Raw genomic sequence first — 26,462 nt, 5'->3', positions numbered from 1 at the left:
GATCGGTCGGCGATCCATCTCCCCGCCGCGCCGACCGATCTGGCCGAACTGCCGCCGCCACTAGCCGGCCTACCCACATTAGCAGCGTTGGCCGCCCAAGCGGCCCAAACCGGCCTCACCCTCGCGTGGCAGGCCCAACGCTACGACTTTGCCCCACCCCCCAACTTGCTTGAACTGACTCCACCGCCGCCAGCGCCGTATCGCAACGAACTCGTCTTCGAGCAACCCACCGGCTTACGCCGCTGGATCGCCATTGTGCTAGCGGTATCCGGCGTGATGATATTGATCGTGCCGCTGATCTTCGGCCACATTCCCGAACACCCAGCTAGTTGGCCGCTGGCCTTGCTCACATTGGCCTTGATGATCGGCATTAAGGCCGGCCCGCTCGGCTACCTTGGCGCATTCTGCATCTGGCTGGTCGCCAATTTACCCTCATTGCGCTTTGGTACACTCCCAATCAGCCTCTGGCCAGACATCCCGCTCGTCGCGCTGGGGTTGCTGCTCTTGTGGCGTGATCGCCGGGTGCGCGCGATGTGGCAGTTCGTCCGCCGCCAATTCAATCGCCGGCACGACGTAAGCGGTGCAAACTAACTTCGGGCGGGCAGCCAAAGCGCAGCGGTAGCCCGCCTACCCCGCGCGTAACAAACAGGTGCATCGCACCGACACGGAAGTGGCCCATGTCGTAACGCCAGCCGTGGCGCGGCAGGCAAAGCGGGCCGAGACCGGGGATACGCACATGCCCGCCATGGGTGTGCCCAGAAAGTTGCAGGTGGAAACCGGCTGCCGCCGCTTCATCGGCAATATCAGGGCAGTGCGCTAGCAAGAGGCGAAAGTCGTGATCTGGCGCGCCACCCAACGCTAACTCCAAACTAGGCTGCCCATCCCAGTGATCATCAACCCCGGCCAGCAACAGCCGCGCACCGTTGCGTTCGATCAGCCGGTGGCGATTGATCAACAGATGCACCCCATGCTCGCGCAACAGCTCAGCAATGTGCGGCATCCCCTCCCAATAATCGTGATTGCCGGGCACGGCATACACCCCAAGCGGCGCGCGCAGCCGGCCCAATACCTCCGGCAGCCGCACAATCGCCGCCCGCGTCTGCACCAGATCGCCGGTCAACACGATCAGCTCCGGCTGCGCCGCCAGCAAATGATCGATCGCGCGTTGGGCATTGGCAAAGCTGTAGCGATGGCCAAGGTGCAAATCGCTCAACTGGCCGATCGTCAACCCATCCAGACCGGCAGGCAAATCGGCAAACGGTAGTTCGTGCTCAACCAACTGCAACCGCTGCGGCTCGATCGCCAACGCATACCCGGCCCCCACTGCACTTGCCCCGGCCAGCGCCGCCGCTACCACCGGCCCGCCGTAGACAGTGGCCACCCCGGCCAGCATCCCACCCGCCAGCCCGGCCCCGATCCAGCGTGGTGAATAGCGTAACCGCGGTTGCGGTTTTGATTTCGTCGTGGGTTGTGATGATGAAACAATCGATGCCATATCAACACCTACCATCCGGTGACCGCCTTTTACCCTGCACCACCGCGCCCCCGCCACAAACGGCGCGCAGGATAGGCCCGCCTCATCGTGCAGCCCATCCTGCGCCATCACGCCCCCTCGCCATTGACAATATACCATGAAGATGAATAATACCTGAATATGAGGGGGAAAACGTGACATCGTGACTGGATCATCATCGCTGGCTGTATCGTTCCTCTCTGAACTTGAGGGGCGAACAGAACGTCTAATCTAGAACAAACATTGACTGCGATGCAGGGAATCCGACTTTAAAGGGGCGAACTACGCTGATGACACCCGGCCCTTGAGGGCCGGGCGCTGCTGAAGAGCATGCAATCGCCACAAAACCCACAAAACATCCAAAAATATGTTGTTTTTGTGTGTTTTTGCGGCTATCCAACACACATCCCTCTCCCGCCGTCAGGTGGGCAAGGGGGCCGGGGGGTGCGGGCCAACAGCCCGCGTAGCGGGCTTCGTAACCCTAGCCCGGCCCTTCAGGGCCGGGCGCTGCCGGCGAGCGCGTAAGCGCCACACAAAGCTACAAAACCAAAAATATGTTGTTTTTATGGGTTTTTGCGGCTATTCCACACATCCCCCTCTCCCGCGCCAGTAGGAGAGGGGGCCGGGGGGTGAGGGCCAACTCTAAAGCCGCCAAGCGAGCAAAGCCGCAGAGGTTTCACACGCAAAGGCGCAGCGAGCGCAAAGATGCTTGGGGATGGTTCATCTGCTGCGACCTCAGCGCCCTCTGCGGTAAAAAACATCCCCCCTCTCCTCGTTCACGGGGAGAGGGGCCGGGGGTGAGGGGTCAACACTGCTATTCACGAGAAGCAAGATAGATAGCAGGACAAATCCCTCGCTACATTCGCCGAACACCCACTCGTTTTGGATTATACTTACCGCGTATGGATCTCTCTCACACTGCTGTGCGCGATCACGCCGCGTTTCTTGAGCGGCTCCGCTTAGTGCCCGACCAGCCCGGCGTCTACCTCTGGAAAGACGCCACCGGTCGCTTGCTCTACGTTGGAAAGAGCAAGCGGCTGCGCGACCGTATGCGCTCGTATTTCGGCTCGCCGCGCAGTCTCAACGGCAAAACGCGCCGGCTGGTCAGCCATATCGCCGATTTTGAGATTATCGTCACCCAGAGCGAGTTAGAGGCGCTGCTGCTTGAGATGAATTTGATTAAACAGCATCGCCCGCCGTATAACATTTTACTTAAGGACGATAAAACCTACCCGTATATCAAAGTGACCGTCAACGAAGAATGGCCACGTGTCTTCGCCACCCGGCAGGTGCTCAACGACGGCGCGCGCTATTTTGGCCCCTACGCCAGCGCCGGCTCGGTCTACCATGCCCTCGATATTCTGAATCGCCTGTTCGCCTTCCGCCCGCCCTACGAATGCAAAGATGATAAGTTCAACCGCCACCGCAAGCTCGGCAAGCCATGCCTCTACCACCAGATGCGCCGTTGTTTAGGGCCGTGCGTGCCGGGGTTGGTGACAAAAGAAGCCTACCGGCAGGCGATCGACTCGGTGTGCCGCTTCCTTGAGGGCAAGAGTGACCAAATCGTGCGCGAGTTGCGCGCGCAAATGGAAGAGGCCGCCGAGCGGCTTGAGTTCGAGCGCGCCGCCTACCTGCGCGATCGCATTCAAGCCATCGCGAAGATTTCCGAGCGCCAGCAGGTGCTGCGCACGGTTGATACCGACCAAGATGTGATTGCGTTTGCCCGCGAAGATGGCAGCGCCGTGGTGCAGGTGCTCTTTATTCGCGGCGGCAAGCTGATTAACGCCGAGCCGTTCACCTTGCAGGGGGCCGAAGACGAGAGCGACGAGGCGTTGCTGACGTCGTTCCTCACCCAGTTTTACCAGAACGCTCCCACCATCCCGCCGAGCCTGTTGCTGGCCGATCATGTCGAAGAGCCGCTGATTATCGCGTCGTGGCTGCAACAGAAGAGCGGCCATCGGGTCGAGATTACCGTGCCGCGCCGTGGCGAGAAGAAACAATTGGTTGAGATGGCTGCCGCCAATGCCCGCCAGAAGTTGCGCGAGATCCGCGAGCAGTGGCTCAATTCCGAGCAACGGGCAGTGGCGGCTTTGAGCGAGTTGCGCGATCTGCTGGAATTGCCCGCCCTGCCGCGCCGGATCGAGTGCTACGATGTCTCGAATACCCAAGGCCAGCAGTCGGTGGCGAGTATGGTCGTCTTCGAGCACGGCGAGCCGCGCCCTGCCCACTACCGCCGCTTCAAGATCAAGACGGTCAGCGGCGCCAATGATGTCGCTTCGCTGCGCGAGGTGATCAGCCGCCGCTTTCGCCGCGCTGCCGAGGCTCTCGGCGAAGCGCAGCAGGCCGCTGCCGCCGTCGAGATCGAAGGCGACAGCGAGCCATCGACTACTGAGACGAGCGACACCGATCGGCAGGCGCTCGAACGCTGGGCCGATCTGCCCGATCTGCTGCTGGTTGACGGCGGGCCAGCGCAGGTGGCGGCGGCGCAGGCCGCCTTGCACGAATTAGGTTTCACCCAGATTCCAGTGGTTGGTGTGGCCAAAGGCCCCGATCGCAACCGGTTTGATCTGGTGCGCGCCGGCAGCGAGCCGCTCGTGCTGGCCCGCGATAGCAAGGCGCTGGCCCTTGTGCAGCGGATCGACGAAGAGGCCCACCGCTTCGCTATCGCCTACCATCGCAAACTGCGCAACAAGGCCGCCCTCCGCTCGCCGCTCGAAGAGATTCCGGGGATTGGCCCCAAACGCAAACGCGCCTTGCTCAAGGCATTCGGTTCCCTTGACGGTATTCGCCGGGCGAGCGTTGACGAGATCGCCGCTGTGCCCGGCATGACCCGCAAAGCCGCTGAAGAGTTGAAGAGTTTGCTCTAGCCGCCGGAGGCAGCGATGTCGATCATTCATTCGCACGTGCAAACCAACAGTCCCGATTTTCAAGCCAATTTCGCCCACCACCAAGCCTTGGCTGCCGACCTGCGCGAACGGTTGGCCAACATCCGGCAGGGGGGCGGCCCTGAGCAGCGCCGCCGCCACGAAGAGCGCGGCAAGCTCTTTGTCCGTGACCGGATCGATACCTTGATCGATCCCGATAGCGCCTTTCTCGAAATTGGCGCGCTGGCCGCCTACAATGTCTACGATGAAGAGGTGCCCGCCGCCGGGATTGTCTGCGGCATTGGCCGTGTCGCCGGTCGTCCGGTGATGATCGTCGCCAATGATGCCACCGTCAAGGGTGGCACCTACTTCCCGCTCACCGTCAAGAAGCACTTGCGCGCCCAAGAAATTGCGCGCGAAAATCGCTTGCCCTGCATCTATTTAGTCGATAGCGGCGGCGCTTATCTGCCCTTGCAAAGCGAAGTCTTCCCCGACCGCGACCACTTTGGCCGCATCTTCTACAATCAGGCCCAAATGTCCGCCGAAGGCATTCCCCAGATCGCCTGCGTGATGGGCAGTTGCACCGCCGGCGGAGCCTATGTGCCGGCCATGAGCGATGAAGTGGTGATTGTCAAGGGTAACGGCACCATCTTCCTCGGCGGGCCGCCGCTGGTCAAGGCCGCCACTGGCGAAGAGGTCACCGCCGAAGAGCTTGGCGGAGCCGATGTCCATACCCGCATCTCCGGCGTCGCCGACTACTTCGCCAACGACGACCGCGAGGCGCTGGCGATTGTGCGCGATATTGTCGCCAATCTGGGGCCGCGCCAGCGCGCCCAGTGGGAGATGCGCGATCCCGAACCGCCGCGTTACGATCCGCGCGAAATCTACGGCATCCTGCCGCGCGATTTCCGCCAGAGCTACGACGTGCGCGAGGTGATTGCCCGCATCGTCGATGGCAGCCGTTTCCACGAGTTCAAAGCGCGCTACGGCACCACGCTGGTCTGCGGCTTCGCCCACATCGAAGGCTTCCCGGTCGGCATTCTCGCCAACAACGGCATTCTGTTCAGCGAAAGCTCGCTCAAGGGCGCCCACTTCATCGAGCTGTGCAGCGCGCGCAATATTCCGCTCGTCTTTTTGCAGAACATTACCGGCTTTATGGTCGGCAAGCAGTACGAAAACGGCGGCATCGCCAAAGACGGCGCCAAGCTGGTGACGGCGGTAAGCTGCGCCAATGTGCCGAAGTTTACCGTCATCATCGGCGGCAGCTTCGGCGCCGGCAACTACGGTATGTGCGGCAGAGCCTACCAGCCGCGCCAGCTCTGGATGTGGCCCAACGCCCGCATTAGCGTGATGGGTGGAGCGCAGGCCGCAAACGTGCTCCTCACGGTGCGCCGCGATAACCTGCGCGCCCGCGGCCAAGACATGACCCCCGAAGAGCAAGAGCGGTTTATGGCGCCGATTCTAGCCAAATACGAACAGGAGGGCCACCCCTACTACGCTAGCGCCCGTTTGTGGGACGACGGCGTAATCGATCCGGTCGAGACGCGCCGGGTCTTGGCGCTCGGTCTTGCCGCTGCCGCCGAAGCGCCGGTGCAACCGACTCGCTTCGGCGTCTTCCGCATGTAGGCGCACGATGACCTTCCTTCGCGCCATCACCATTGTTCTGCTGATCTGGCTGATCTTCGATCCTAACCCGCTGATCAGCCTGACCGTGTACGTCTTAATCGGCGTACAGTTGATCGCATGGCTCTGGCCGCGGATCGCGGGCCAGCAGATCGAATGGCGGCGGCAAGCGCCCCTCGTGTTATCACCCAACGAGCCGGGTGACATCACGATCACAATCACCTATCGGGGCCGCTTGCCGTTGCCATACCTCGTCATCACTGAAGACATCCCGCCCGCCCTCAGCGCTGCCGCGCGCAAGCGGTGGGTGATCAGCCTTGCCCCCGGCCAACAACGGGTGCTGCGTTATACCGTCCAAAGCCGCCAGCGCGGCCTCTACTGGCTGGGGCCGTTGCGGATGTCGATCGGCGCCGTGCTCGACCTGAACGAAGCGCGACTGGCCGAAGAGCAACAAACCCCGTTGACGGTCATCCCGACGGTGATGCCCTTACCGCTGCTCGCACTGCCGGCTGGTTTGCCCTTCAGCCAAGAACGGCAGCGGCTCAGCCTATTTGATGATCCGGCGCAAAAGATTGGCGTACGCCCCTACCGCCCCGGTGACTCGCCGCGCCGGATCGATTGGAAAACCAGCGCCCGGCTCGGCGAGTTGCAGGTGCGTGAATTGGCGCCGGTGATTGCCCGCGAGACTCTGATCGCGCTTGAGTTTAGCGAAACCGCCTACCGTGGCCGTTTCGCCCGTGACGATCGCGAGCGAGCGGTGATCGCCGCCGCATCGCTGGCGACCGCGCTGATCAACCGCCGCCAAGCGGTGGGGTTGTGCAGCAACGGCTACGATCCGCTGACCGATGCGCCCATCGCCCCGTTGCCGCCAGCGGCTGACCTCGCACATCTCCGCGAGATCTTAGCCCGGCTCGGCCGGATTGAGCCGGCTACCAACAGCACGTTTCTCGATCAGATCATTGCCGCCGACCGGCGCTTGAGTTGGGGTGGTACACTAATAATCATCACCGCTGCGATCGATGAACGCTGTGGTGGCAAGGCCTTTTTACTGAAGTCGAACGGGTATGAAACAGTTAGTGTTTTTGCTAGAAGAGCTTTCCGCCAAAGAACTGCTTGAGCATTTGTTGCCACGGCTATTCCCCGGCTTACAATTTCGTTGTATTGCCCACGAAGGGAAAAATGATTTAAGGCGAAGCATTCCTCGTAAACTACGTGCATGGCCCCATCCCGAACATCGTTTTGTTGTATTAATCGACCAAGATCGAGCAGATTGCCGTGCACTCAAAGAAGAATTACGCAACCTCTGCCGGCAAGCAGGACGTCCTGATACCATTATCCGGATTGCTTGCACCGAACTTGAAGCGTGGTATTTTGGTGATACGGCTGCATTGGCGTGCGCATTTCATGATGAACGATTGCAACAGCTTGGCCAAAGGAGAAAATACCGCGACACTGATCGCATTGATAAACCGGGTAATAAGTTAGAGAAGCTGATTCCCGAGTTTCGCAAAATCGATGCTGCGCGACGGATGGGCCAACAATTAACGCAAGAAACCAATCGCTCACATAGTTTTAGGGTGTTTATTCATGCCATCAGCCAAATCGCGGCAGAATTTGGCGCGATAAGTGACCATGCAGATGATTGTAGTGCCCATTGACTCCGTCTTCACCGCATCCGCTCTAACGCTAACCCAATCCACGGATCAGCCTCCAGCCGGAAGCGCGTCCAGTCGCTGGTTGGCTGCACGTCGGGTTGCACCCCGCGACCCTCTAAATCAGAACCGTCATTGAGCTGGAAACCCTCTTGCGCGACCCACAACCGCGCCCCGCCGGTGATTTCGTAAGCGTAGATCGTCTCGGTGTTGCCGGCTGAGGGCATCCCAATCACGATCGCCCCCGCTTCGCGCTGCAAAATTGCCGCCAGCAGCTCGGCATACGATGCCGTGCCGCGATCGATTAATACTGCGACCGGCAAGCTGCTGAGATCGGGATCGCGCGCTGCCACCACCAACGGGATCTCCCCCTTCCGGCTGACAAATGCGCCAACCTCGCCGGTGACAAAATGGCCGAGCAACCCGCTCAAGACATCGCGCCAGCCCCCCGGATTGCTGCGCAGATCGAGGATGACGCCGCGCAACGGGCGTTCGGCGACGAGTTGTTGTAATGCCGCCGCCACCTGCTCGTGCATGTCGCGCACCCACAGCGTGCTGATGGCAATATATGCAATATCGTTGCTCAACCGCAGCACCAGTGGCTCGATCCGGCCTTCGACCCGCTCGCGTACCAGCTCAAACTCGCGTGAGCCACCCTCGGGTTGGGCAACCAGCAGGCGCACACGGCTCCCCAATGGCCCTTCAATCGAACCAAGATTGAAGGTAAGCCCGTCAATCGCTACGATCCGGTCACGCGGACGCAAGCCGGCCTGCGCTGCCGGACTCTCTGGAAAGACGTGCTGGATCAGCAAGCCGTCACTGAGCCGCAGGGTCGTGACCCCAATTCCAACCTGCTCTTCCCTCCCGCTCGTCAGCCGATCCTCGGCCACCACCGCCTGCGGCGGCACAAAGCGCGAGTGGTCATCGCGCAGCAGCGCAACCATGGCGCTGATCACGGTGAAGAAGGTGGCGTCATCTTCGGCTGCCAACGCTCGCGGGCCATATTCGGCCCGCACTGCCGCCCAATCCACGCCGTTGAAGGTCGGATCGAGGTAGTGCTCGTTGATGGTTGTCCACACTTCGGTAAAAATTTGCTGGCGCAGGGTGGCATCGAGCGGCGGACGCGGCGTCGGCGTGACGGCACTGGCCACCGTGGCGGTTGGCGCCGGCAGTGCGGTCGCTGTCGGTTCCGGTTGGGCCGGGGTTTGCGGCCCGCAGGCGATCAGGCCTCCGGCTACCAACCAGAGGATCGCCCAGTGGAGAAAGCTAACTGTGACGGATCGGATGCCGCGCCCACCATCTGAACCCTCCCCCCGGCGGGTTGAGGAGCGTACAGAACCTTTGGTTGCGCACAACCATTGACCGCTGTGCAATGCCTCAACATGCGGGTCTGCGCTCACCGCTTTCGGGTTACGGGAGCAGAGCAGGGGGTGAGGCCGCACAGCCCGCGCAGCGGGCTTCGTAACCCTAGCCGGGCCCTTGAGGGCCGGGTTCCGGACCGATGTTCTGTCCGCCTTTGAAGCCCGGCGGGGGGAGGCACGGGGTAAGGTATGCCAACGGTGAGTTTGGCTACGAACCCGGCCTCGCACCCTACGAACCTTGCCAGTATGTATCATGCCCATCACCGGCGCGCCATCATTCCACCGCAAAGGCCGCCGCCAACACCTCGCCGGCCAAGCGGGCAGCCGCGCCGCTCCCTTCACCGCCCTGCTCGATAATCACCGCCACAGCATAGCGCGGCGTATCAATCGGGCCAATCGCGATAAACCACGCATGGGGCGGCGCGCCGGGCACGTGCTCGGCAGTGCCCGATTTACCACCCACCGGTTGCGGTACAAACTGCGAGATGATGCTGCCGAAGCCATATTGCGCTACTGCCGCCATATAGTCACGCATCCGGCGCGCATTCCCGCTCGACATCACCCGGCGAATCCCATTCGGCGATGCCCGCCAGACTTCACTGCCATCAGGGCGAGTGACCCGCTGCACCAAATAGGGCTGCATCATCACGCCATCATTGGCGATCGCCGCCGCCACCAACGCCATCTGCAACGGCGTCACTAGTAATTGCCCTTGCCCGTAGCCGGTATCGGCCAATGCCCGCGGCTGATCGAGAAAATCAGGCCGCACCGCCAGTAAGCTCGGCTCAGAGGGCACATCTCGCAGCGGGCGAAAGCCGGCGGGCACCCGATCGGGGAGAAAGATATTGAAGCGCTGCGCCACCTCGGCAAACCGGTCAGCCCCTAGCCGCACGGCGTATTGGGCAAAGGCGGTATTGCACGAGAAGGCATACACCCGCTCGAGCGTGGCCGGTTCACCGATCCGCGCGCCGAGGTTATCAACCGCATTGACGATCGGCGGCGCATCAGGCTGCGGGAAATATTCATTCGGGCAAGTGATCTGGTTCGGTTGCCCTTGCAGCGGGTGTTCCAACACCGCCACTGCCGTCACCGTCTTGAAGGTTGAACCCGGTGGATAGCGCCCCTGCGTGGCCCGGTTGAGCAATGGCTGGCCCGAGTCATCACGGTTCAACTGGGCCCAATAGTCGCTCACCCGGCGTCGCTCGGCGGCCAGATCAGGCGCTGCCGGATCAACCACCAACTGGCCCGGATCGAAGCCGGGCCGGCTGACGAGGGCCAAAATCGCGCCACTACGCGGATCAAGCACGACCACCGCGCCGCGCCGATCGCCGAGCAACGCTGCGACCCGCGCTTGCAACTCGGCATCGAGCGTTAGGGTCAGCGAGTTGCCCCGCTGCCCTTCCCCCGTCCATTCGCTGAGCAACATCTGCCATTCGTTGCCGCGCTCACCCGATAGATAGGCATTGTACGTGGCTTCAAGACCGCTTTGCCCGTAGCGAGGGCTAAAAAACCCTAGCACCTGCCCAAAGGCGGTCATGTCGTATTGGGAAGCGAGCGGATAGGTGCGGCGGGCAATGCCGTTAACCATCACGCTCTCGGCGAGCGTGCGTCCGCGCCGGTCGAGAATCGCGCCCCGCAACACGCGCTGCGTCGCTAAGACGGGGCGAACATTGCTGGTGGTGCTGCCATCGGCGCTCGTGACGACATAGTTACTGATCACGCCGGCCTGCACAAACTGTTGGCGGAGCAGTTGCAGGCTGAGCATCAGAAAACCGACAATCACCACTGCCCCCACCCGCGCAACCGTGCGGGCAAGATCACTTTCTGGCGGGGTGTCACTCAACCGGCTGATCAACACGAAGCCGGCCAACGGCCCGCCAATCCAGAGCAAAAGCAACCAACGGGATTCTTGCTCAACCGGCAGTGAGATGCCGTACCCTAATAACGCCAGCGCCAAGACGAGCACCGGCGCATGCCAAAAACGGCGCGGTCTCATGCGTTTAGAACTCCTCGCCAATTCCTCCACTGCCGGCGCAGCGAGTGCCTATCGGCATGATACCGCAACTTCATGGTTCGAGGGGAAGCGTGACACGCACGGTCAGACCACCTTGTTCGCCTTCAAAGACCGCAAGCTGGCCGTCGAATTCAGCGACGCGGTAGCGCAGCGCGCGCAGCGCATGCACATGCGGACGCTCGTAGGTGCCATCGAGCAAACCAACGCCATCATCTTCGACTTGCAACGTCGCCGCCTGATCGTCAATGTGGAGCCAAACTTTACACGATGAGGCATGAGCATGGCGGCGGACATTCGCCAATGCTTCTTGAGCGGCACGCAACAAGACCCCTTGTTGGGCCGCCGTCAGCTTCTGCACCGCGCCGTCAATTTGGCACGCCACTTGCAAGCCGCCGCGCTGCCGTTCACCATCAACCAACTGGGTGATGGCAAGGCGGAGGTCTGGCCGTAACGAAACTGCGGGAGCCAATTCGGCCCCGCGCCGGCTGCCAGATCCGGACATTGCTGACGGATACCATTCAGGCGCTGACCCAATCTGCTCGCTGCCCGGCAACGTTGGGCGACGCAACGCCGCTGACGGCACTGAAGCATCGAGGTGCGGCAACGTCCGCCCTTGCGATCGATCCGGCGGCATGCGCCGCCACGCCGCAAACGCAGCCCAACCCAACGCGAAGAGCAGCGGCACGCCGGCCTGCATCCCTGCCGGATCGGCGACACCGAGGATGGAGCCGCTGATCAAGTGCAACAGACCAGCCCCGATCCCGCTGATCAGCGCGCCTTGCCAACTAAACAGCAACGCCGGCGCAATCAGGCTGCCCAAGGCATACGGCCCGAACGGCAGAAAGCCGCCGCCACTCAAGACGACCACCAGCCAGCCTAACAGCACATCAAGGATGAGCAGCACTGGCCGGCGTTGCATCAGGCGCAGATAACTCCCTGCTTGGCGAGTGACCACCAGCGTGACCAGCAATACCACCAGCAAGAGACTAGCGTGTTGGGGGAGACTCTCAACGGCGTAGCCGGGTAAGGTCAACGCAAGCCCGGCAATAAGCCATGCCAGCCAGCGATAACCGGCAAAGAGAAAGACGGGGTTGAGGCGCTGTCGCCACCTGTCAATCATGTGTCGCACGCGCTTTCTCCCGGCGGCGGCCGGAAGGATGAGGTCGCCGCGATGAAGCTGGGGTACGATCAATAAAGCATGAGTAAGTGTAGCAGAAAGCCTGCAACGCGGCAAGACCGATCTTCACGACGTTTGTTGGGAAGATTGATGACGCCGAGAGCTAGTCCAAACAGACGGCGCTTCAGCAATCACAACCAAGAACCCAACATCGCGCTGGGAGTCTTGGTTGCAGCCATCATCAATCTCAGCCATAGCCCGGCGTAGCCGTCCTACCGTAACGACATATACGCTACCCCGCCTACCAATGCTATCCCCACAAGGCTGTACTCAAGCAGTAGCCGCCGATTCAATTGGCCGATGCAGGCATAGCCCAACAATCCGACGACCACATACAATACCGTCACCAACACCACCCCCGCCAACAGAAAGGTGGTCTGCCAGTAGTTGAGCGCCCACATCAGCTCGGCGATCCCGATGCCGGCAATCAGCGCCACCCCAACTGAAATCGGCCTGCGTTGCATATTGAGCAGCGCATAGATGAGGAACGCGGATACCAACGCTACCATTGTCGCTGAATAGAGCGTGCGATAGCGCGTGTAGTAAATCGCGCTAAAGCTGCCAAACGCGATCAGGTAGCCGATGATGTGCAACACGATCTGCGCCGGTGTATGGATCTCGGCCTGCCGGTCGAGACTGAAATATTGCGCCGCGAGTGTCACGATTAACATCCCGGCAGTGACAATCAACGCTAGCAAGAAGGCCGTCCCGCCTAACACTGGATTGAAGAGTTGCCAGAAGGCGTAGGCCGCCACCACGCTCAGCCCCGGCAAGAACCAGAATGCTGGGGTTACACTGCGTAACGGCCCGAACGAACGGAGAATCCAGTTCATCGGGTGCGGATGCGAGCGTGCAATCCAGTCAGCTCCCATCGCCGCCAACAATGCGAGTGAGCCGATTAATAGCCACGATAAGCTGACTTCTGGCAGATCACCGCCGAAGGCAAACCGTGGATTGACCGTACTACTGTCGATGAGAAAGACGATCGCCAGCCCGATTGTGACGATAAACGCAATCGTGACAATCTGCTCGTAACGTGGTTGTGGTGATTGCACGCCCGGATCTCCTTAAATAAGTTGAAACTGTTTCATTTGAAACAATATTGACATGCCGGTCATAGTCATGCTATAGTTGCATGTAGCAGGAATTATACGGCAGACAACCATACACTCCTGTTTGCCTAGCAGCACTATTTTATTTGATTTGACTCCTACCCCTGCGCCTCCAGCGCACTAGTGAGGAGACAGCGATGAGCCTCTCCACCGAGCCTACCGGACGGCAGCAGAGTAGTGAGACGACGCCTGAGCTTGAGGCTTACACCTTGCTGCGTCAGGTTCACTCGATGCTCGAGACGTACAATCGCTACGATCTGCGCGGTGAGGATTTGACCGTTCCACAATTTATGATCCTGAATTATGCGTCGCGTAACGGGGTGCCGCTCAGCGAGATTAGCGCGCGCATGATGTGCGATAATTCCAACCTGACCGGTATTGTCGATCGCCTGATTGCGAAAGGTTATGTCGAGCGCCGTCCCGATCCGAACGATCGCCGGGTAAGCCTCATTTGTCTCACCGAAGCCGGTGCTGAGAAGTTGCGCAATCTGCGCCCGCGCCATCACGAACGCTTGCGCAAGCGGATGCGTTCGCTCTCTGAGCACGAGGTGCAGCAATTGCGCGAATTGCTCCGCTCATTGTACAGCGGATTGCTGGCGCCGGTCGAAGATGATCGTAAGGGGCAAGAGACGGACGGCTAAGTCCTACCTTCATCCCACACCGAGATAGTCCCGGCCCGGTTGATACCCCATTGCCGCCAGCCAGCCATCGATCAGGTCACGCGCGCCGTGGTTGGTGACGTACACCAGCACGAATGGCCGTGGCCAGCGATCGAGCCATTGCGGTGCATACACCGGCGCTCCCCAAATGGTTTGGCCGATCTTGGCTGGATCAATGTCGATCCACGCTGCCGGCGGAAAGCCACGTTCGATCAGCCGCCGCGCCCGCTGGCGGGTGACCCGGCCTGCTCCCCAGTAGACCAGCGGCCTCCCGCTCTGCAAGCGCGGGTCGGCGGCCAAGAAGCGAGCTCGCAATTCGTCGAATGCTGTGCGCTCATAGCGCGGATCGGTGCGCGTCGCCCGATCGGGTCGCTCGCGCCATGCTAACAGGTTGCGCGGCAGTTTGGCCATCAGCAACCCTGCGGCATGCATCCGCAGCCATAATTCGTAGTCTTCTGGCCACGGTTCGCTGGTGTAGCCGCCCAATCCCTGTACGATGTCACGCCGGAACATGACCGTGGGGTGGGCAAACGGCGCCTCGACGTAGATCTCGGCGGCCACCTGTTCCGGTGTGAGCACCCGATTCTGCCAGCGCATGTATTCGCGCAAACCGGCCCGCACGTCCCGCGCCGGAAAGGCCACTGCCCGGCTGGCAATCAGGGCAAGCTGAGGCTGCGCCCTCAACGCTTGATATTGCAGCGCCAGCCGATCGGGGTGCATCACGTCGTCGGCGTCCATCCGGGCAATGATCGGCGCGCGCGCTAACGCGAGCCCGAGATTGAGCGCCGCCGGCAACCCGATCCGCCCCGCCTCGACCGGCACGATCCGCGCGTCACGCGCCGCTGCCGCGGCGATGATGGCCGGCGATTCGTCGTCAGAACCATCGTCAATCGCCAGCACTTCGTAATCGGGGAAGGTTTGCCGGGCCAACGAGCGCAAACAGGCCGGCAAGGTTGCCGCGGCGTTGCGGATGGGTAAGATGATTGAAACCAGTGGTGCGGTCATGAATTAGGTAACGCCAGTGCGTGTGCCCCCACCCCCGGCCCCTCCCCCGCTGGGGGAGGGGTGTTCATCGTACCAACGCTGTGCGTCCTTAGCGTTTCACCCTCTGCGTCGTGGGGAGACGGACAGCCGTCCGTCTCTACTGGCTCCCTCTGCGTCGTGGGGAGACGGACAGCCGTCCGTCTCTACTGGCTCCCTCTGCGTCGTGGGGAGACGGACAGCCGTCCGTCTCTACTGGCTCCCTCTGCGTCGTGGGGAGACGGACAGCCGTCCGTCTCTACTGGCTGAACGTTAATCGCCGGACGCGGCGCCGTTGACGCTCTCTAACAAAATTTCGGCCACATCGCGCCGCTGCAACGTCTCGGCCCGACCGGTGTTCTTGGCCGCATCTTCAAACATCACCATGCAGAACGGGCAGGCGACCGCCAGCGTCTGCGGTTGCGGCGCCACGAGCTGCTCAAGCCGGATCACGTTCACATTGCGCTCACCCCAGCGTTCCAGCCAGACGTTGCCGCCGCCGCCGCCGCAACACATCGCCCGCTCGCGGTTGCGTTCCGGCGCTTCGACCAGCTCAAGGCCGGGGATGCTGCTCAGCAAGCTGCGCGGATCGTCGTAGATGTCGTTGTAGCGCCCGATGTAGCAGGGGTCGTGGTAGACTACGCGCTCGCTCACCGCGTTGGCCGGCTTGAGTTTGCCCTCGCGCACCAAGCGGGCCAAAAACTCGGTGTGGTGGACAACCTCGTAATCGATGCCGGCCCGCCCGCCAAACTGCGGGTATTCGTTCTTGATGCTGTTGAAGCAGTGGGCGCAAGTGGTGACGACTGTGCGGAACTTGTACTGGTGCATGGTCTCAATCGCCTGTTGGGCTTGGGCTTGGAAGAGCATCTCTTCGCCCATGCGGCGGGCCGGGTCGCCGGTGCAGCACTCCTCTTCGCCGAGGATAGCGAAGTCAACCCCGGCTTTTTGCAGCAGTTGCACCATCGCCCGCGCCACCTTGCGCGATCGTTCGTCGTAGCTCGGTGCGCAGCCAACCCAATAGAGCACCTCAACCTGCTCTTTCTCGGCCAGCACCGGCACGTCGAGCCCTTCCGTCCACGCGGTGCGCTCGCGGGCCGGCAACCGCCACGGGTTGCTCTGCCGCTCGATCCCTTCGAGCACCCGCTTGACGCCTTGCGGCACCTCGCTGGCGATCATGGTCAAGTGGCGGCGCATATCAACGATATCATCAACGTGCTCGATCATCGCCGGGCATTCATGGACGCAGGCGTTGCAGGTGGTGCAAGCCCATAGCTCTTCGGACTCGATCACCGTGCCGATCAGCGGCAGCGTCTCGGCAGTTGCGCCGTTGCCGTTTAATTCGGCCAGCGTGCGCACTGTGCCATCTTTGAAATGGATCGGATCGCCGCGCTGCAAGTCGGCCAGCTTGGTAATAATGTACTTCGGCGAGAGCAACGCGCCGCTGGCGTGGGCCGGGCAAACGCTCTGGCAGCGCCCGCAGCGCATACAGGCGTCGAGATCCATCCGCCGCTTCCACGTCAGATCGGCCAGCGCCGTCACGCCAAGACGCGGTTCGTCTTTCTCGATCTCAGCCTCAAGGTTGGGGATCGGATCAAGCGCGCCTTTCGGTTGCAAATCGCGGAAGAGGGTATTCAGCGGCGTGTAGACAATATGGCGGAACTTACTGAACGGCAGCGAGGCCATAAACAGGCCGGTCGCGGCAGCGTGGGTATACCAGAGCACCGGATGGATGGCGAGCGCGACCGGACTGCCGTCGCCGAGGCCAATCGCGCGGAAGATGGTGGCCAGCGCAAAGCCAACATAGGCCAGCTTGGCCCACTCTTGCTCGTAGACCGGCACGCCGCCGATGGTCTGATTCGCGATCCGCAATCCCTCGATGAGAAAGCCGCCAATCCCCAAAAACAGCAGCACCCCTAACACCCAGCCATCGGTGCGCCGGTTATCGAGCCGGTCAGGCTTGGTGCGGTAGCGCCGCCACGTCGCCCACAGCAAGCCGGCGACAAAGGCCAAGCCCAGCGTATCGAGAATGAACTCGTAGCTCTTGTAAAAATCGCCGACCAAAATCTTGCCGGCCTGCTCACCCATCAGCGGAATGGTGAAATCTTCTTCGACCGCGATAATATCGGTGCCGATAAACAGGGTGAGAAAGCCAAAGAAGATCAGGGCATGCATCACGCCGGCCCGGCGGTCGCGCAGCACCTTCTTTTGGCCGAGACTCTGGCGGGTAAACTCAAGCAAGCGGGTGATCGGATTGCCGATCCGGTTGGCGGGCCGCCCGCGCCGCCAGCGGGCAATGTCGCGCAGAATGCCCCATGCCATCACCGCAGTGGTAATCAGAACCGTCAAGTAGAGGAACGTTGCGCCAATCTTAGGATCGATGTTCCAGTAGATCTCGCGGATCGCGATAATCTGCTCTTGCTCCATTGCCTTTCTCCGCACAAATGCCGGCGCCCGGAACTGGGCCGATCATAGCATTCGGGCCGCAAAGCGTCAATGCGACAAGGATGGCATACAAAATGATGCTGGAACGACACCGGTACCGGCACTTATGCATTACTCGGCAAAGGCTACCAATGCTCCCCGTACCACAATATTGACGCGCGCGCCAACCGGCACATCGTGCCACGGGGCAAGGCGTGCAGTAAGCATCGTACCGTCGCTCAGGCGCACTTCGTACCGCACATCGGCGCCGAAATAGTTCCGCTCGACGATCTGGTGCGGCGATTCATCATCGGCCTCCAATTCGACCGCTTCGGGCCGGATCATCACGCTGACCGGCCCGTGGTGCGGGGCCAGCAACGGCAAGCGCCCGATCACACTCTGCGCAACCAGACCGTGCGCTTCCGCCGGAACGAAATTGGCAGTGCCGACAAAGGCGGCCACAGCGCGGGTGGCCGGACGTTCGTACAATTCGCGCGGCGGCGCGACCTGCACAATCCGCCCGTTGATCATCACCCCGACCAGATCGGCAATGCTCAGCGCCTCTTCCTGATCGTGGGTGACGAAGAGGGCCGTCGCGCCTTCGCGGCGCAAAATCTGGCGTACTTCGTTGCGCACCGCCATGCGCAAGCCGGCATCAAGGTTCGAGAAGGGTTCATCGAGCAAAATCAGAGCTGGACGGGGAGCCAAGGCGCGGGCCAGCGCGACCCGTTGCTGCTGCCCGCCCGACAATTCGTGCGGCATGCGCCGGCCAGCATCGGCCAACCCCACCAATGACAACAGCTCTTGCACCCGCGGCTCGCGTTCGGAACTGCGCGGCAAGCCGTAAGCGACGTTTTGCGCTACACTGAGGTGGGGGAAGAGAGCGTAATCTTGAAACACCATCCCGACCCGGCGCTGTTCAGGCGGGATGCCAGCGCCGCATGGCCCCACCACCGTGCGCCCGCCGATCATAATCACCCCGCTATCGGGCTGCTCGAAACCGGCAATCAGGCGCAGCAGCGTGGTTTTGCCGCAGCCCGACGGGCCAAGCAAGGCCATAAATTTGCCGGCAGCCAGATCGAGGCTGACTTCATTGACCGCCGTGAGCGATCCGTACCGGCGGCTCAGGTGTTGGATAGAGAGCGCGGTTGTTTCGATAGAGATCATGGTATTCGTCAAGGGCAGAGCGGCGTGCTGCCCGTACAATACGGAATAGCGTCGAAGGCAGAGCAACGCTCTGCCCGTACCGATCTTTGATTCGGATTGTAACATACCCGTGAAAGTTGTTACCCATTTACTTCGCAAAATGCAGGCGCATGGTATAGTTGAAGATAGAGAGCAGCGAAGGCGCTGCTCGTGACGAGGCGTCAGGGAGGTAGCTTTATGTTTGTTGGCGAGCGGATGTCGCATCCCCCGATTACGGTAACTCCGGAAACATCGATCCACGATGCAATGCACCTGATGCGCACCGAACATATCCGGCGCGCACCGGTGGTTTCCCACGGTCATCTGGTCGGTATTGTCTCGCTCAAAGACCTGATCAACGCCTCGCCCTCGCCGGCAACGACGCTGAGCGTATGGGAATTGAATTACCTGTTGAGCAAGCTGACGGTTGACCGCGTGATGACCCGCGATGTCTATACGGTTTCGGTTGACACCCCAATCGAAGAAGCGGCGCGGATCATGGCCGACCGGCGGGTCGGCGGGTTGCCGGTGATGCGCGGGAATGAGTTGGTCGGGATCATTACCGAGACCGATCTGTTCAAGATCTTCCTTGAGCTGATGGGTGCGCGCAACCCCGGCATCCGGGTGACGGTGAGCATGGCCGATGAGCCGGGATCGCTCGCCAAACTCACGGCGGCGATTGCCAATAGCGGCGGCAATATCATTGCGCTCGGCACCTTCGCCGGTGAAACGGCGGCTATGTCGGAAGTGACGTTCAAGGTGAGCGGGATGACGATGGATCAGGTGCGCGAAGTGATTACGCCGGTGGTGGCGAAGGTCATTGATGTGCGCGAGAGCCATCCGTAGCAGCAGCACAGCGCTGCGAGGGGCACAGCAGCGCTGTGCCCGTACTTATCTTGCTAGAAGTTGCTATGCTGCGAGGGGCACAGCAGCGCTGTGCCCATACTATCTTGTGATAAGCGGCAACATTGTGTGATAAATCATCATCGCGCTATCGACCTGCAATGGCAACGAGAGGATTTCGCTCTCGTTGCCGTTGCTGTCAATGGCCTGATAGCGCAAGCGGTATTCGCCATCGGCCAACGCACCGATCTCGATCACATTATCGGTCGTGGTGATCCACGTCTCGCCATCCCACGAGTAGCGCAGCCGCGCGCTGCCGCCGCCCAAATCCGATGCGCTCAGCCGCAAACCGGTCAGCGTGCGGAAATGCGATCCAACCCCATCGCCCTGCACCAAGCCATCGCGCACCAGCTCGAAATCGTCAGTCCCCGGTGCTTTGACCCGGTAGCCAACCGCTGCGCCGCCTTCCAGCTCAAAATATTTGATCGCAAGCGTATGCAAGCCGGCAGTGAGCGAGATCGTGCCGGTCACGGTTGTAAAGGGGTGGATACCGGCGTTCGCAACCACTAGTTGCTCGTTCACCCACAGCCATGCCCCGTCGTCGCTGCTTAGCTCGAAGGTGTATTCGCCACTGACTGGCGCGATAAAGGTGCGGGTCTGTTCGATCAGGAAATGGTTGCTCAGGCCGGGCAACGGCCCGCCGCCACCCCAATCGCGCAGTTCGCCGTGCCAGACAAAGCTGCCGAGCAGGGCGCCGCGCCGGATGCTGAGCGGGTTTTGGGTGCGGGCAAGCAGCCGTTCAGGGGTATTGGCGAGTTCGTAAACCATGGCCAGCGGTTGCAAGCCCTCGTTGTAGCGGGCCGGTTGCGGCGGTTGCCGTTCCGGCGTGATCGTGATCTGCTGTTCGGCCTGCGCAGTGGCCACATAGGCCACATACTCGTGGATCGCGCCGGCCCGCAGCGTCACCGTTCCCGGCGTCCGGAACCGCACATAGCCGACGATCGTCTGGGTTTGGCCGGGGTCGAGCCTTCCGCTGATTCCCCACCGCCACGGGTAGCCGCCGGTAGCGCCGGCGCAGCTTACTTCGCGATCCGCCGGCCCCAACATCACCCGGAAGCGTCCCGCTTCTTTAGGAAAGGTCGGGTAACTCTGATTAACGGCGCCAAGGAAACACTCGCCTTCATCGTAGACGTACCCTTCGCGCTCGAACGGGCCGGCGCTAAGATCAAAGACGCTGCCTCCCGGCGGGTCTTGGCCGTAGATCGGCGCAGTGCCGGCATTGCGCACCGTGAAGCGCACCGGCAATACCTCACCGGCGGCAATGGTGGTCGCGCCATACTCCACCGATACCAGTTCGAGACGTTGGTTAGCCGTATCAACCGGTTGCCATTGCACGGCGTCAAACAGCACGGCCCGCCATGTATTCAACGGTTCGCCGGTCAGATCGGCAAGAGATACGCTCGCAGTGCTAGCGGCAAAGTTGTATGATCCAAGATCAACCCAACCTTGTTGGGTCGTCTGATCAACCACCCGTTCGACCACCCCGCTGGCGGTGGTAATCCGGTAGCGCGCTTGCCGGCTGGGGTTGAGATTGGTGCAATTGGCCGGGATATGCACCAGCACCCGATAGACGCCGTCGGCCGGCAGATTGGGCCGCCATGTCGCCCAGTTGGTGCTTTCGACCTGTCGATCGGTGGCGTAGGTATAGAGCGCGCTGCCACCGTAGCCGCAGGCGCTCGGATACCACGTAGCATTGCTGCGGGTAAAGCCGCTCTCTTGCTCTTCGATCACCAGATCGCCGTTGTCGGGTTGGCTTTCGCCGGCAAGACGGGCCTGCACTCGCTGGCGAACCAGCGGCAACAGGTTAAATAACCGGTCGCCGGGGCAGGTGGTGTAGCCGTTGGGAGTGACCTGCCGGTGGCCGCTGATGTGATCAATCACGGCGCCGGGATTGAAAGGAGCGCAGTAGCGCGAAATCGAGCAACCGTAGTAGAAGCTGCGCCCCATCGGATCGATCCGCTTCTGGTCGGCTTTCCACGCCAACAGCGCCACGAGCGAGTCAAGCGCAGCCGCGGTCGGCTCCACCGTGCTATAGGTACCGATCAGTGAAACTCCCATCGAACCGTAATTGGCCGTATCGTGAAAGCCGACCACATCGTCGCCGCCGGCCCGCCCTTCGTAGATCACGCCGTTGGGGTCGATCAGATAGTTATAGCCGATGTCGCCCCAGCCGCGGGTGTAGGTGTGAAACGACCAGATCGAACGCACCACATCGGCCCATGTCTGGCCTTCGGCCAAGGTATTTGAGCCGGCGGTATGGTGAACCACCAAATGGCGCACCGGGTAATAGGCCGGCGGCGCTTGCGGGCTGGTCTGGCCTTGCGGATTCCCCCACGCCGTGCGGCTCACCACCGGCGGACGCGCAATGGCAGCGACTCCCGCGGCTGGCGTTGCCACCGGAACAGCCGGGCCAAACCGGCTATCAACGGTGTTGACCGTAACCGAGCGGAACGCGGCCGGATCACTGGTTTCAATCCGCACCTGATACCAGTTCCGGTCTTCACCAGCGTAGACAATCTCGCTCCAATGCCGATCAGCGCCATCACCGGCCTGCCAGAGTTCCTCGTCCTCGGTCACGATGGCCCAATCGCTCCACGTCACACCATCGCCGCTCACCCGCACCGCCACGACCGGCGCCGTAGCCGGATCAGCCGTCCATTGCAGCAACACATGGGTAAAGGGGCGCGGCGCGCGAGTTGGAGCGGTTTGATAACCGGCAGCGGCAGCCAACAGCGGCAGCGCGTCTGCCGGTGCGGTGGTCATATCAACGGCAAAGAGCTGGGTATCGGGCCGGCCATCGGCAGTGGCAGCCGGAGCTGCCGGCGCCGGTGTCAACGGCAGAAGCAGCGCCCAGAGGAGGCCGATGGAGAGGAGAAGACGAATGCGCGTAATCATCGCACACCTCGGCGACTATGATCGGTACCTGCCCTGATTCTAACGATAGGGCGTCGTACAGTCGATAGGCGGGGGTGACGAATCGATGACAGCCACCCTGTAAGCCATCCGTCATCTGCGCCCAATTGCTGATTGGGGCAACTTCTGTTACCATACATAAAGGTTTAATTAACCAGTCAACCAAACCGTGCTCTGAGCTTCGTCGCCATACTTGCCAGCGTTTATGAACGCCATTCGCTCAAGCATCCAACTCAAAATCCTGCTGTTGCTGCTCGGTCTTGCCCTACCCCCGCTGATTATCGTCGGCTGGCTCGGACTGAGCAGTTTGAATATTGCCCGCGAAACGGCAGTGGTCGAAGGCACGAACGGTCTCCGCCAACAAGCCACCGCCAACTTGCGCCAGCGCGCCGCTGACAAAGCACAGTTGTACGATACGGCATTGATGAGCGTGCAGCAGCAAGTCGAAACAGTGGCGGGATACGCGCTCGATCGCTACAACATGCCGGTTACGGTCTTCAGCAGCGACCGGGTGTGGGTCGCGCCGCGCCCTACCGATGACCTGCTGCGCCAATACGCCAATCAAGCGGCCTACGTGCGCCAGATGATCCCTATCTTGCGCGAAATGGTCGCGAAGAATCCGCTCGTCAACATTGGATACATCGCGCTGGAAGAGGGCGGCATTCTCGCGTTTGACAACGAAGCAGTCATTGACCAACTACTGACGCTCGAAGCGTTCGATCCACGAGTGCGCCCGTGGTATCTCAAAGCGCGCGACGCCGGCGCAACAGTGTGGACGGAACCATACGTTGATGCCAATACCGGGTTGCTCGCCACGACCTGCGCCAGCCCGCTCTACGACCGGCAGGGCCGGTTTATCGGGGTCGTCGCGTTTGATCTCTTGCTCAAGACCATCCAGCAAGACCTGCTCACCGTTGATGTTGGTTCGAGCGGGTATGCACTGCTGATCAACACCAATGGCGATGTGATTGTGCGCCCGGATATGCAAGCTGATGTGCGGTGGGATCAACCGTACCGCACCGAGAACTTGCTCGATTCGACCAATGCCGATCTGCGCGCTGTGGCGGAAATGATGGTTGGCCGCCAATCAGGGGTGCAGTTGATCCAAGAGCAGGATCAGGCGAGCTACGTTGCCTTTGCGCCGATTACCACTGCCGGCTGGAGTGTGGCTCTGATCGTTCCGGCAAATGAAATCGACGCCCCTGCGCTTGCCACCGGCCAGCGCCTCAGCGAGAGCCAGAGCCGGCTGTGGAACCAATTGGTGGCGGTGCTGCTAATGATTATCGTTACCATCAGTATGCTTGGCCTCTTGCTCTCGCTCTCGTTCACCAACCGGATCAGCGTCTTGCGCGAGGGTGTGCAAGCGGTCGCTGGCGGCGATCTGTCTCAACGCCTGCCTGCTGCCGGCAGCGACGAGATTGGGCAGTTGGTTGATGCCTTTAACCGCATGACCGACACCTTGCAGAGCAAGATTGCCGAACTCGAAGAAAACGCGCGCCAATTGGCCACCCTCAATGCCGTCTCGAACGAACTGAAAGGCATTCTCTCGTGGCCAGTCTTGCTCGAAACGATTCCCAAGGCCGTATGCGAACGATTTGGCTTCGATCGAGCCGTGCTCTATCTGGTTGATGGCGATGTCTTGCGCGCGGTCAGCGCTTCATTCGGCCCCGGCAACGAGTCGCAAGCGCAGCAGTTTCTCGCGGTGGCAAACACGAAACCGCTACGGCTTGATGGCAGCAGCGTCGAAGCGGATGTGGTGCGCAGCCGGAAGGCGATCATCATCGATAACCCGTGGAATAATCCACGGGTTGATAAGACCAAGCAGGCCGCTTCGGCCAGCCGGTCGTATGTGCAAGCCCCTATCTTTGGGCGCAACGATGCGGTGATCGGGATTATTTCCGCCGATTACAAACTGAGCCAGCGCCCGGTGCAGGCTCGTGACGCCGCCCAATTGCTGACCTTTGCCAGCATGGTTGGTCTGACAATTGAGAACGTGCAACTGTACAACGACCTCGAACAACAAGTAGCGCAACGCACCGAAGAGCTGCGCGCTGCGCTCGAACGGGCGCAACTCGCCGACCGGCGCAAGAGCGATTTCCTCGCCAGCATCAGCCATGAATTGCGCACGCCGCTGAACGCGATCATCGGCTTTTCGACCGTCTTGCTCGACGATACCGACCAGCCGTTGACGCCGACCCAGCGCGAAGATGTGCAGAGCATCAATCGCAACGGGCGCTTCTTGCTCCACTTGATCAATGAATTGCTCGATCTGGCCCGGATTGAGGCCGGTCACCTGAATCTTGAGATTAGTACGGTTGATCTGCAACAGGTGGCTGGCGAAGTGTGCGACACGGTGCAGACGCTGTTGCGCAACCGTCCGGTTATACTGCGCAACGCCTTGCCGGCGACGCTGCCCATGGTAGCGGCTGACAGCGACCGATTGCGCCAGATTCTGTTTAATTTGCTCTCGAATGCGATCAAATTTACCGAACGTGGTACTATTACAGTAAGCGCGCAACTGTACGATGAAGTCAACGGCGATGGTAAAATTGAGCGGTACGTGGCGGTGAGCGTCTCTGACACCGGGATCGGCATTCCGCTCGAACGGCAACAAGATATCTTTGGCGAGTTCGTGCAGATCCATGGCCGGCGTTCACGCCTCGGCGGCACAGGGCTTGGGTTGGCAATCACCCGCAAGCTGGTGCTGGCGCAAGGCGGCCGGATCTGGGTTGACAGCACACCGGGCATTGGGTCAACATTCACCTTCACCTTACCCGTCGCCCAATCAGCGTTGCTTGCTGCGCCGGTTGGGGCCAATGTCGTAATGCCATGAGCCAGCCAGCACAGATTCTGTACATCGAAGACAACCCGGATAACCAGCGGCTAGTGCAGCGCGTGCTCAGCGCCCGCGGCTATCAGGTGGTGATTGCCGAAGACGGGCCAAACGGGTTGGCGCTGGCCCGCACGAGCCATCCGGCGCTCGTGTTGGTCGATCTTGGTATTCCCGGCCTCGATGGCTACGAAACGACGACGCGCCTACGCTCGCTGCCGCATATGCACGGCGTGCCAATTATTGCCTTAACCGCCGACGCATCGCCGGGTTCGCGTGAGCGGGCCTTGGTGGCAGGGTGTGACGGGTATTTGAGCAAACCGATCGACGCCCGCGCGCTGCCGGCCCAAATCGCCGAATTTATCGATGGCAGGCGTGAGCGGTTGCCGGAAACGATGGAGACCGAGCTGCTGCGGTCGTATAACCAAAAACTAGTTGAGCGGCTAGAAGCGCGGGTACGGGAATTGACGCTCGCCAATGCCCAACTGCAAGACCTCGACCGGCTCAAAGATCAGTTCCTCGCCACCCTCTCGCACGAATTGCGCACCCCGCTCACCTCGCTGCTTGGCTATCTCGAACTCTTTGATCGCGGCATGCTCGGCCCGCTCAATCCGCAACAAGAAGAAGCAGTGCGCGTGATGCGGCGCAGCGGCGAGATTTTGGCGCGCCAGCTCAACAATTTGCTCTACTTTCAAGAGATCCGCAGCCGCTCGCTCAACTTTGTGGCCTTGCAGCCGCTTGACGTGTTGCGGCCACTGATTGCAATGTTCCGCGAGCGTGCCGCGCAAGCGCAGTTGCAGTTCGATGTAGTGCTGCCGGACATCCAACCGATTGAGGTTGATCGATCAGCATTTGAGCATTTAGTGCGCAACTTGCTCGATAATGCCTTCCAGTACACCAAGCCGGGCGGGAAGGTGCGCTTCATTGTGCGCGATGAGCCAACTCGCTTAATTATCCGGGTGGAGGATACCGGTATCGGGATCGCGCCCGCCGAACACGAAAAGATCTTTCTCCCCTTCTATCAGGTTGACCATTCGCTGGCCCGCGGCCATCCCGGCAGCGGGCTTGGGTTAGCGATCGTGCGCCATATCGTCGAGGCGCACGGCGGCCAAATCGCGTTGCGCAGCGCGCCGGGCGAGGGCAGCGCGTTTACCGTCGCCATCCCGCGCCGGTCGGTCGGGGCATAGCAGCCGTACCCAAACTTCATACGGACGG

18 protein-coding genes are annotated in these 26,462 nt (G+C 61.1%); 9 read left to right on the top strand and 9 right to left on the bottom strand.

The genetic code is table 11. The features are described from left to right. A partial coding sequence (locus A6A03_RS20635; protein WP_066789218.1) for a hypothetical protein occupies positions 1-591 on the top strand: 591 nt, incomplete at its 5' end. On the opposite strand, the gene A6A03_RS13290 is transcribed toward A6A03_RS20635, so the two are convergent. Next, complete coding sequence (locus A6A03_RS13290) at positions 557-1,495, bottom strand: metallophosphoesterase (protein ID WP_066789223.1); 939 nt, start codon at positions 1,493-1,495, stop codon at positions 557-559. The two genes, A6A03_RS20635 and A6A03_RS13290, sit on opposite strands and share 35 nt — an antisense overlap. Positions 1,496-2,415: 920 nt before the next feature. Here A6A03_RS13290 and uvrC point away from each other — a divergent pair. The 4 genes from uvrC to A6A03_RS20015 are packed head-to-tail and all read left to right on the top strand — an operon-like array spanning position 2,416 to position 7,658. Continuing rightward, on the top strand, positions 2,416-4,380 hold the full coding sequence (gene uvrC, locus A6A03_RS13285; RefSeq protein WP_066789216.1) for an excinuclease ABC subunit UvrC: 1,965 nt from the start codon (positions 2,416-2,418) through the stop codon (positions 4,378-4,380). Between the two features lie 15 nt (positions 4,381-4,395). Then, entirely contained in the window at positions 4,396-6,003 is a 1,608-nt protein-coding gene (locus A6A03_RS13280) for a carboxyl transferase domain-containing protein (protein WP_066789213.1), read from the top strand. A gap of 7 nt (positions 6,004-6,010) precedes the next feature. Continuing rightward, the gene (locus A6A03_RS13275) at positions 6,011-7,117 is read left to right on the top strand and encodes a DUF58 domain-containing protein (RefSeq protein WP_082908970.1); all 1,107 of its coding nucleotides are present in this window, start codon (positions 6,011-6,013) and stop codon (positions 7,115-7,117) included. Beyond that, positions 7,065-7,658 carry a DUF4276 family protein gene (locus A6A03_RS20015; protein ID WP_076798257.1) on the top strand — a complete coding sequence of 198 codons (594 nt, stop codon included), beginning with the start codon at positions 7,065-7,067 and terminating at the stop codon, positions 7,656-7,658. The genes A6A03_RS13275 and A6A03_RS20015 overlap by 53 nt, the downstream gene beginning before the upstream one ends. Before the next feature lie 8 nt (positions 7,659-7,666). Here A6A03_RS20015 and A6A03_RS13270 read toward each other — a convergent pair whose 3' ends face one another. From A6A03_RS13270 to A6A03_RS20630, 4 genes are all read right to left on the bottom strand, one after another. Continuing rightward, positions 7,667-8,893, bottom strand: coding sequence for a S41 family peptidase (locus A6A03_RS13270; protein ID WP_245668982.1), 1,227 nt, complete (start codon positions 8,891-8,893; stop codon positions 7,667-7,669). Positions 8,894-9,287: 394 nt separating this feature from the next. Beyond that, positions 9,288-11,009 (bottom strand): peptidoglycan D,D-transpeptidase FtsI family protein, encoded by a 1,722-nt coding sequence (locus A6A03_RS13265; RefSeq protein ID WP_066789211.1) that lies wholly within the window; start codon positions 11,007-11,009, stop codon positions 9,288-9,290. Between the two features lie 70 nt (positions 11,010-11,079). Continuing rightward, positions 11,080-12,147 (bottom strand): sensor histidine kinase, encoded by a 1,068-nt coding sequence (locus A6A03_RS13260; protein WP_245668983.1) that lies wholly within the window; start codon positions 12,145-12,147, stop codon positions 11,080-11,082. A 269-nt stretch (positions 12,148-12,416) separates the two neighbouring features. Continuing rightward, entirely contained in the window at positions 12,417-13,259 is an 843-nt protein-coding gene (locus A6A03_RS20630) for a DUF5656 family protein (protein ID WP_066789205.1), read from the bottom strand. A gap of 194 nt (positions 13,260-13,453) precedes the next feature. Here A6A03_RS20630 and A6A03_RS13250 point away from each other — a divergent pair, with 194 nt between their 5' ends. Next, positions 13,454-13,957 (top strand): MarR family winged helix-turn-helix transcriptional regulator, encoded by a 504-nt coding sequence (locus tag A6A03_RS13250; RefSeq protein ID WP_066789202.1) that lies wholly within the window; start codon positions 13,454-13,456, stop codon positions 13,955-13,957. 9 nt (positions 13,958-13,966) lie between these two features. On the opposite strand, the gene A6A03_RS13245 is transcribed toward A6A03_RS13250, so the two are convergent. From A6A03_RS13245 to A6A03_RS13235, 3 genes are all read right to left on the bottom strand, one after another. Beyond that, on the bottom strand, positions 13,967-14,980 hold the full coding sequence (locus A6A03_RS13245; protein ID WP_066789199.1) for a glycosyltransferase family 2 protein: 1,014 nt from the start codon (positions 14,978-14,980) through the stop codon (positions 13,967-13,969). Positions 14,981-15,268: 288 nt separating this feature from the next. Next, positions 15,269-17,419, bottom strand: a complete 2,151-nt coding sequence (locus tag A6A03_RS13240; RefSeq protein WP_066789196.1) for a heterodisulfide reductase-related iron-sulfur binding cluster — start codon at positions 17,417-17,419, stop codon at positions 15,269-15,271. Positions 17,420-17,548: 129 nt separating this feature from the next. Further along, complete coding sequence (locus A6A03_RS13235) at positions 17,549-18,583, bottom strand: ABC transporter ATP-binding protein (RefSeq protein ID WP_066789194.1); 1,035 nt, start codon at positions 18,581-18,583, stop codon at positions 17,549-17,551. Positions 18,584-18,799: 216 nt separating this feature from the next. Between A6A03_RS13235 and A6A03_RS13230 the strand changes: the two genes are divergently transcribed. After that, a complete protein-coding gene (locus A6A03_RS13230) occupies positions 18,800-19,447 on the top strand; it encodes a CBS domain-containing protein (RefSeq protein WP_066789193.1) in 648 nt (215 codons plus the stop codon). A 99-nt stretch (positions 19,448-19,546) separates the two neighbouring features. Here A6A03_RS13230 and A6A03_RS13225 read toward each other — a convergent pair whose 3' ends face one another. Beyond that, positions 19,547-22,399 (bottom strand): N-acetylmuramoyl-L-alanine amidase, encoded by a 2,853-nt coding sequence (locus A6A03_RS13225; protein WP_066789190.1) that lies wholly within the window; start codon positions 22,397-22,399, stop codon positions 19,547-19,549. A gap of 223 nt (positions 22,400-22,622) precedes the next feature. On the opposite strand from A6A03_RS13225, the gene A6A03_RS13220 reads away from it, so the two are divergent. Continuing rightward, on the top strand, positions 22,623-25,250 hold the full coding sequence (locus tag A6A03_RS13220; RefSeq protein ID WP_066789187.1) for an ATP-binding protein: 2,628 nt from the start codon (positions 22,623-22,625) through the stop codon (positions 25,248-25,250). After that, entirely contained in the window at positions 25,247-26,434 is a 1,188-nt protein-coding gene (locus A6A03_RS13215) for a hybrid sensor histidine kinase/response regulator (RefSeq protein WP_066789183.1), read from the top strand. Before A6A03_RS13220 ends, A6A03_RS13215 begins: the two co-directional genes overlap by 4 nt. The last annotated feature ends 28 nt before the right edge of the window (positions 26,435-26,462 follow it).

Origin of the sequence: Chloroflexus islandicus (assembly GCF_001650695.1) — a bacterium.
Lineage (GTDB): Bacteria > Chloroflexota > Chloroflexia > Chloroflexales > Chloroflexaceae > Chloroflexus > Chloroflexus islandicus.
This window is presented reverse-complemented; position numbering and strand designations above follow the sequence as displayed.

Bases quoted from the DNA above. Each gene is read 5' to 3' on its own strand.
- A6A03_RS13290 (WP_066789223.1), bottom strand. From the start codon at position 1,495: ATGGCATCGATTGTTTCATCATCACAACCCACGACGAAATCAAAACCG.
- uvrC (WP_066789216.1), top strand. From the start codon at position 2,416: ATGGATCTCTCTCACACTGCTGTGCGCGATCACGCCGCGTTTCTTGAG.
- A6A03_RS13280 (WP_066789213.1), top strand. From the start codon at position 4,396: ATGTCGATCATTCATTCGCACGTGCAAACCAACAGTCCCGATTTTCAA.
- A6A03_RS13275 (WP_082908970.1), top strand. From the start codon at position 6,011: ATGACCTTCCTTCGCGCCATCACCATTGTTCTGCTGATCTGGCTGATC.
- A6A03_RS20015 (WP_076798257.1), top strand. From the start codon at position 7,065: ATGAAACAGTTAGTGTTTTTGCTAGAAGAGCTTTCCGCCAAAGAACTG.
- A6A03_RS13265 (WP_066789211.1), bottom strand. From the start codon at position 11,009: ATGAGACCGCGCCGTTTTTGGCATGCGCCGGTGCTCGTCTTGGCGCTG.
- A6A03_RS13260 (WP_245668983.1), bottom strand. From the start codon at position 12,147: ATGATTGACAGGTGGCGACAGCGCCTCAACCCCGTCTTTCTCTTTGCC.
- A6A03_RS13250 (WP_066789202.1), top strand. From the start codon at position 13,454: ATGAGCCTCTCCACCGAGCCTACCGGACGGCAGCAGAGTAGTGAGACG.
- A6A03_RS13245 (WP_066789199.1), bottom strand. From the start codon at position 14,980: ATGACCGCACCACTGGTTTCAATCATCTTACCCATCCGCAACGCCGCG.
- A6A03_RS13240 (WP_066789196.1), bottom strand. From the start codon at position 17,419: ATGGAGCAAGAGCAGATTATCGCGATCCGCGAGATCTACTGGAACATC.
- A6A03_RS13235 (WP_066789194.1), bottom strand. From the start codon at position 18,583: ATGATCTCTATCGAAACAACCGCGCTCTCTATCCAACACCTGAGCCGC.
- A6A03_RS13230 (WP_066789193.1), top strand. From the start codon at position 18,800: ATGTTTGTTGGCGAGCGGATGTCGCATCCCCCGATTACGGTAACTCCG.
- A6A03_RS13225 (WP_066789190.1), bottom strand. From the start codon at position 22,399: ATGATTACGCGCATTCGTCTTCTCCTCTCCATCGGCCTCCTCTGGGCG.
- A6A03_RS13220 (WP_066789187.1), top strand. From the start codon at position 22,623: ATGAACGCCATTCGCTCAAGCATCCAACTCAAAATCCTGCTGTTGCTG.
- A6A03_RS13215 (WP_066789183.1), top strand. From the start codon at position 25,247: ATGAGCCAGCCAGCACAGATTCTGTACATCGAAGACAACCCGGATAAC.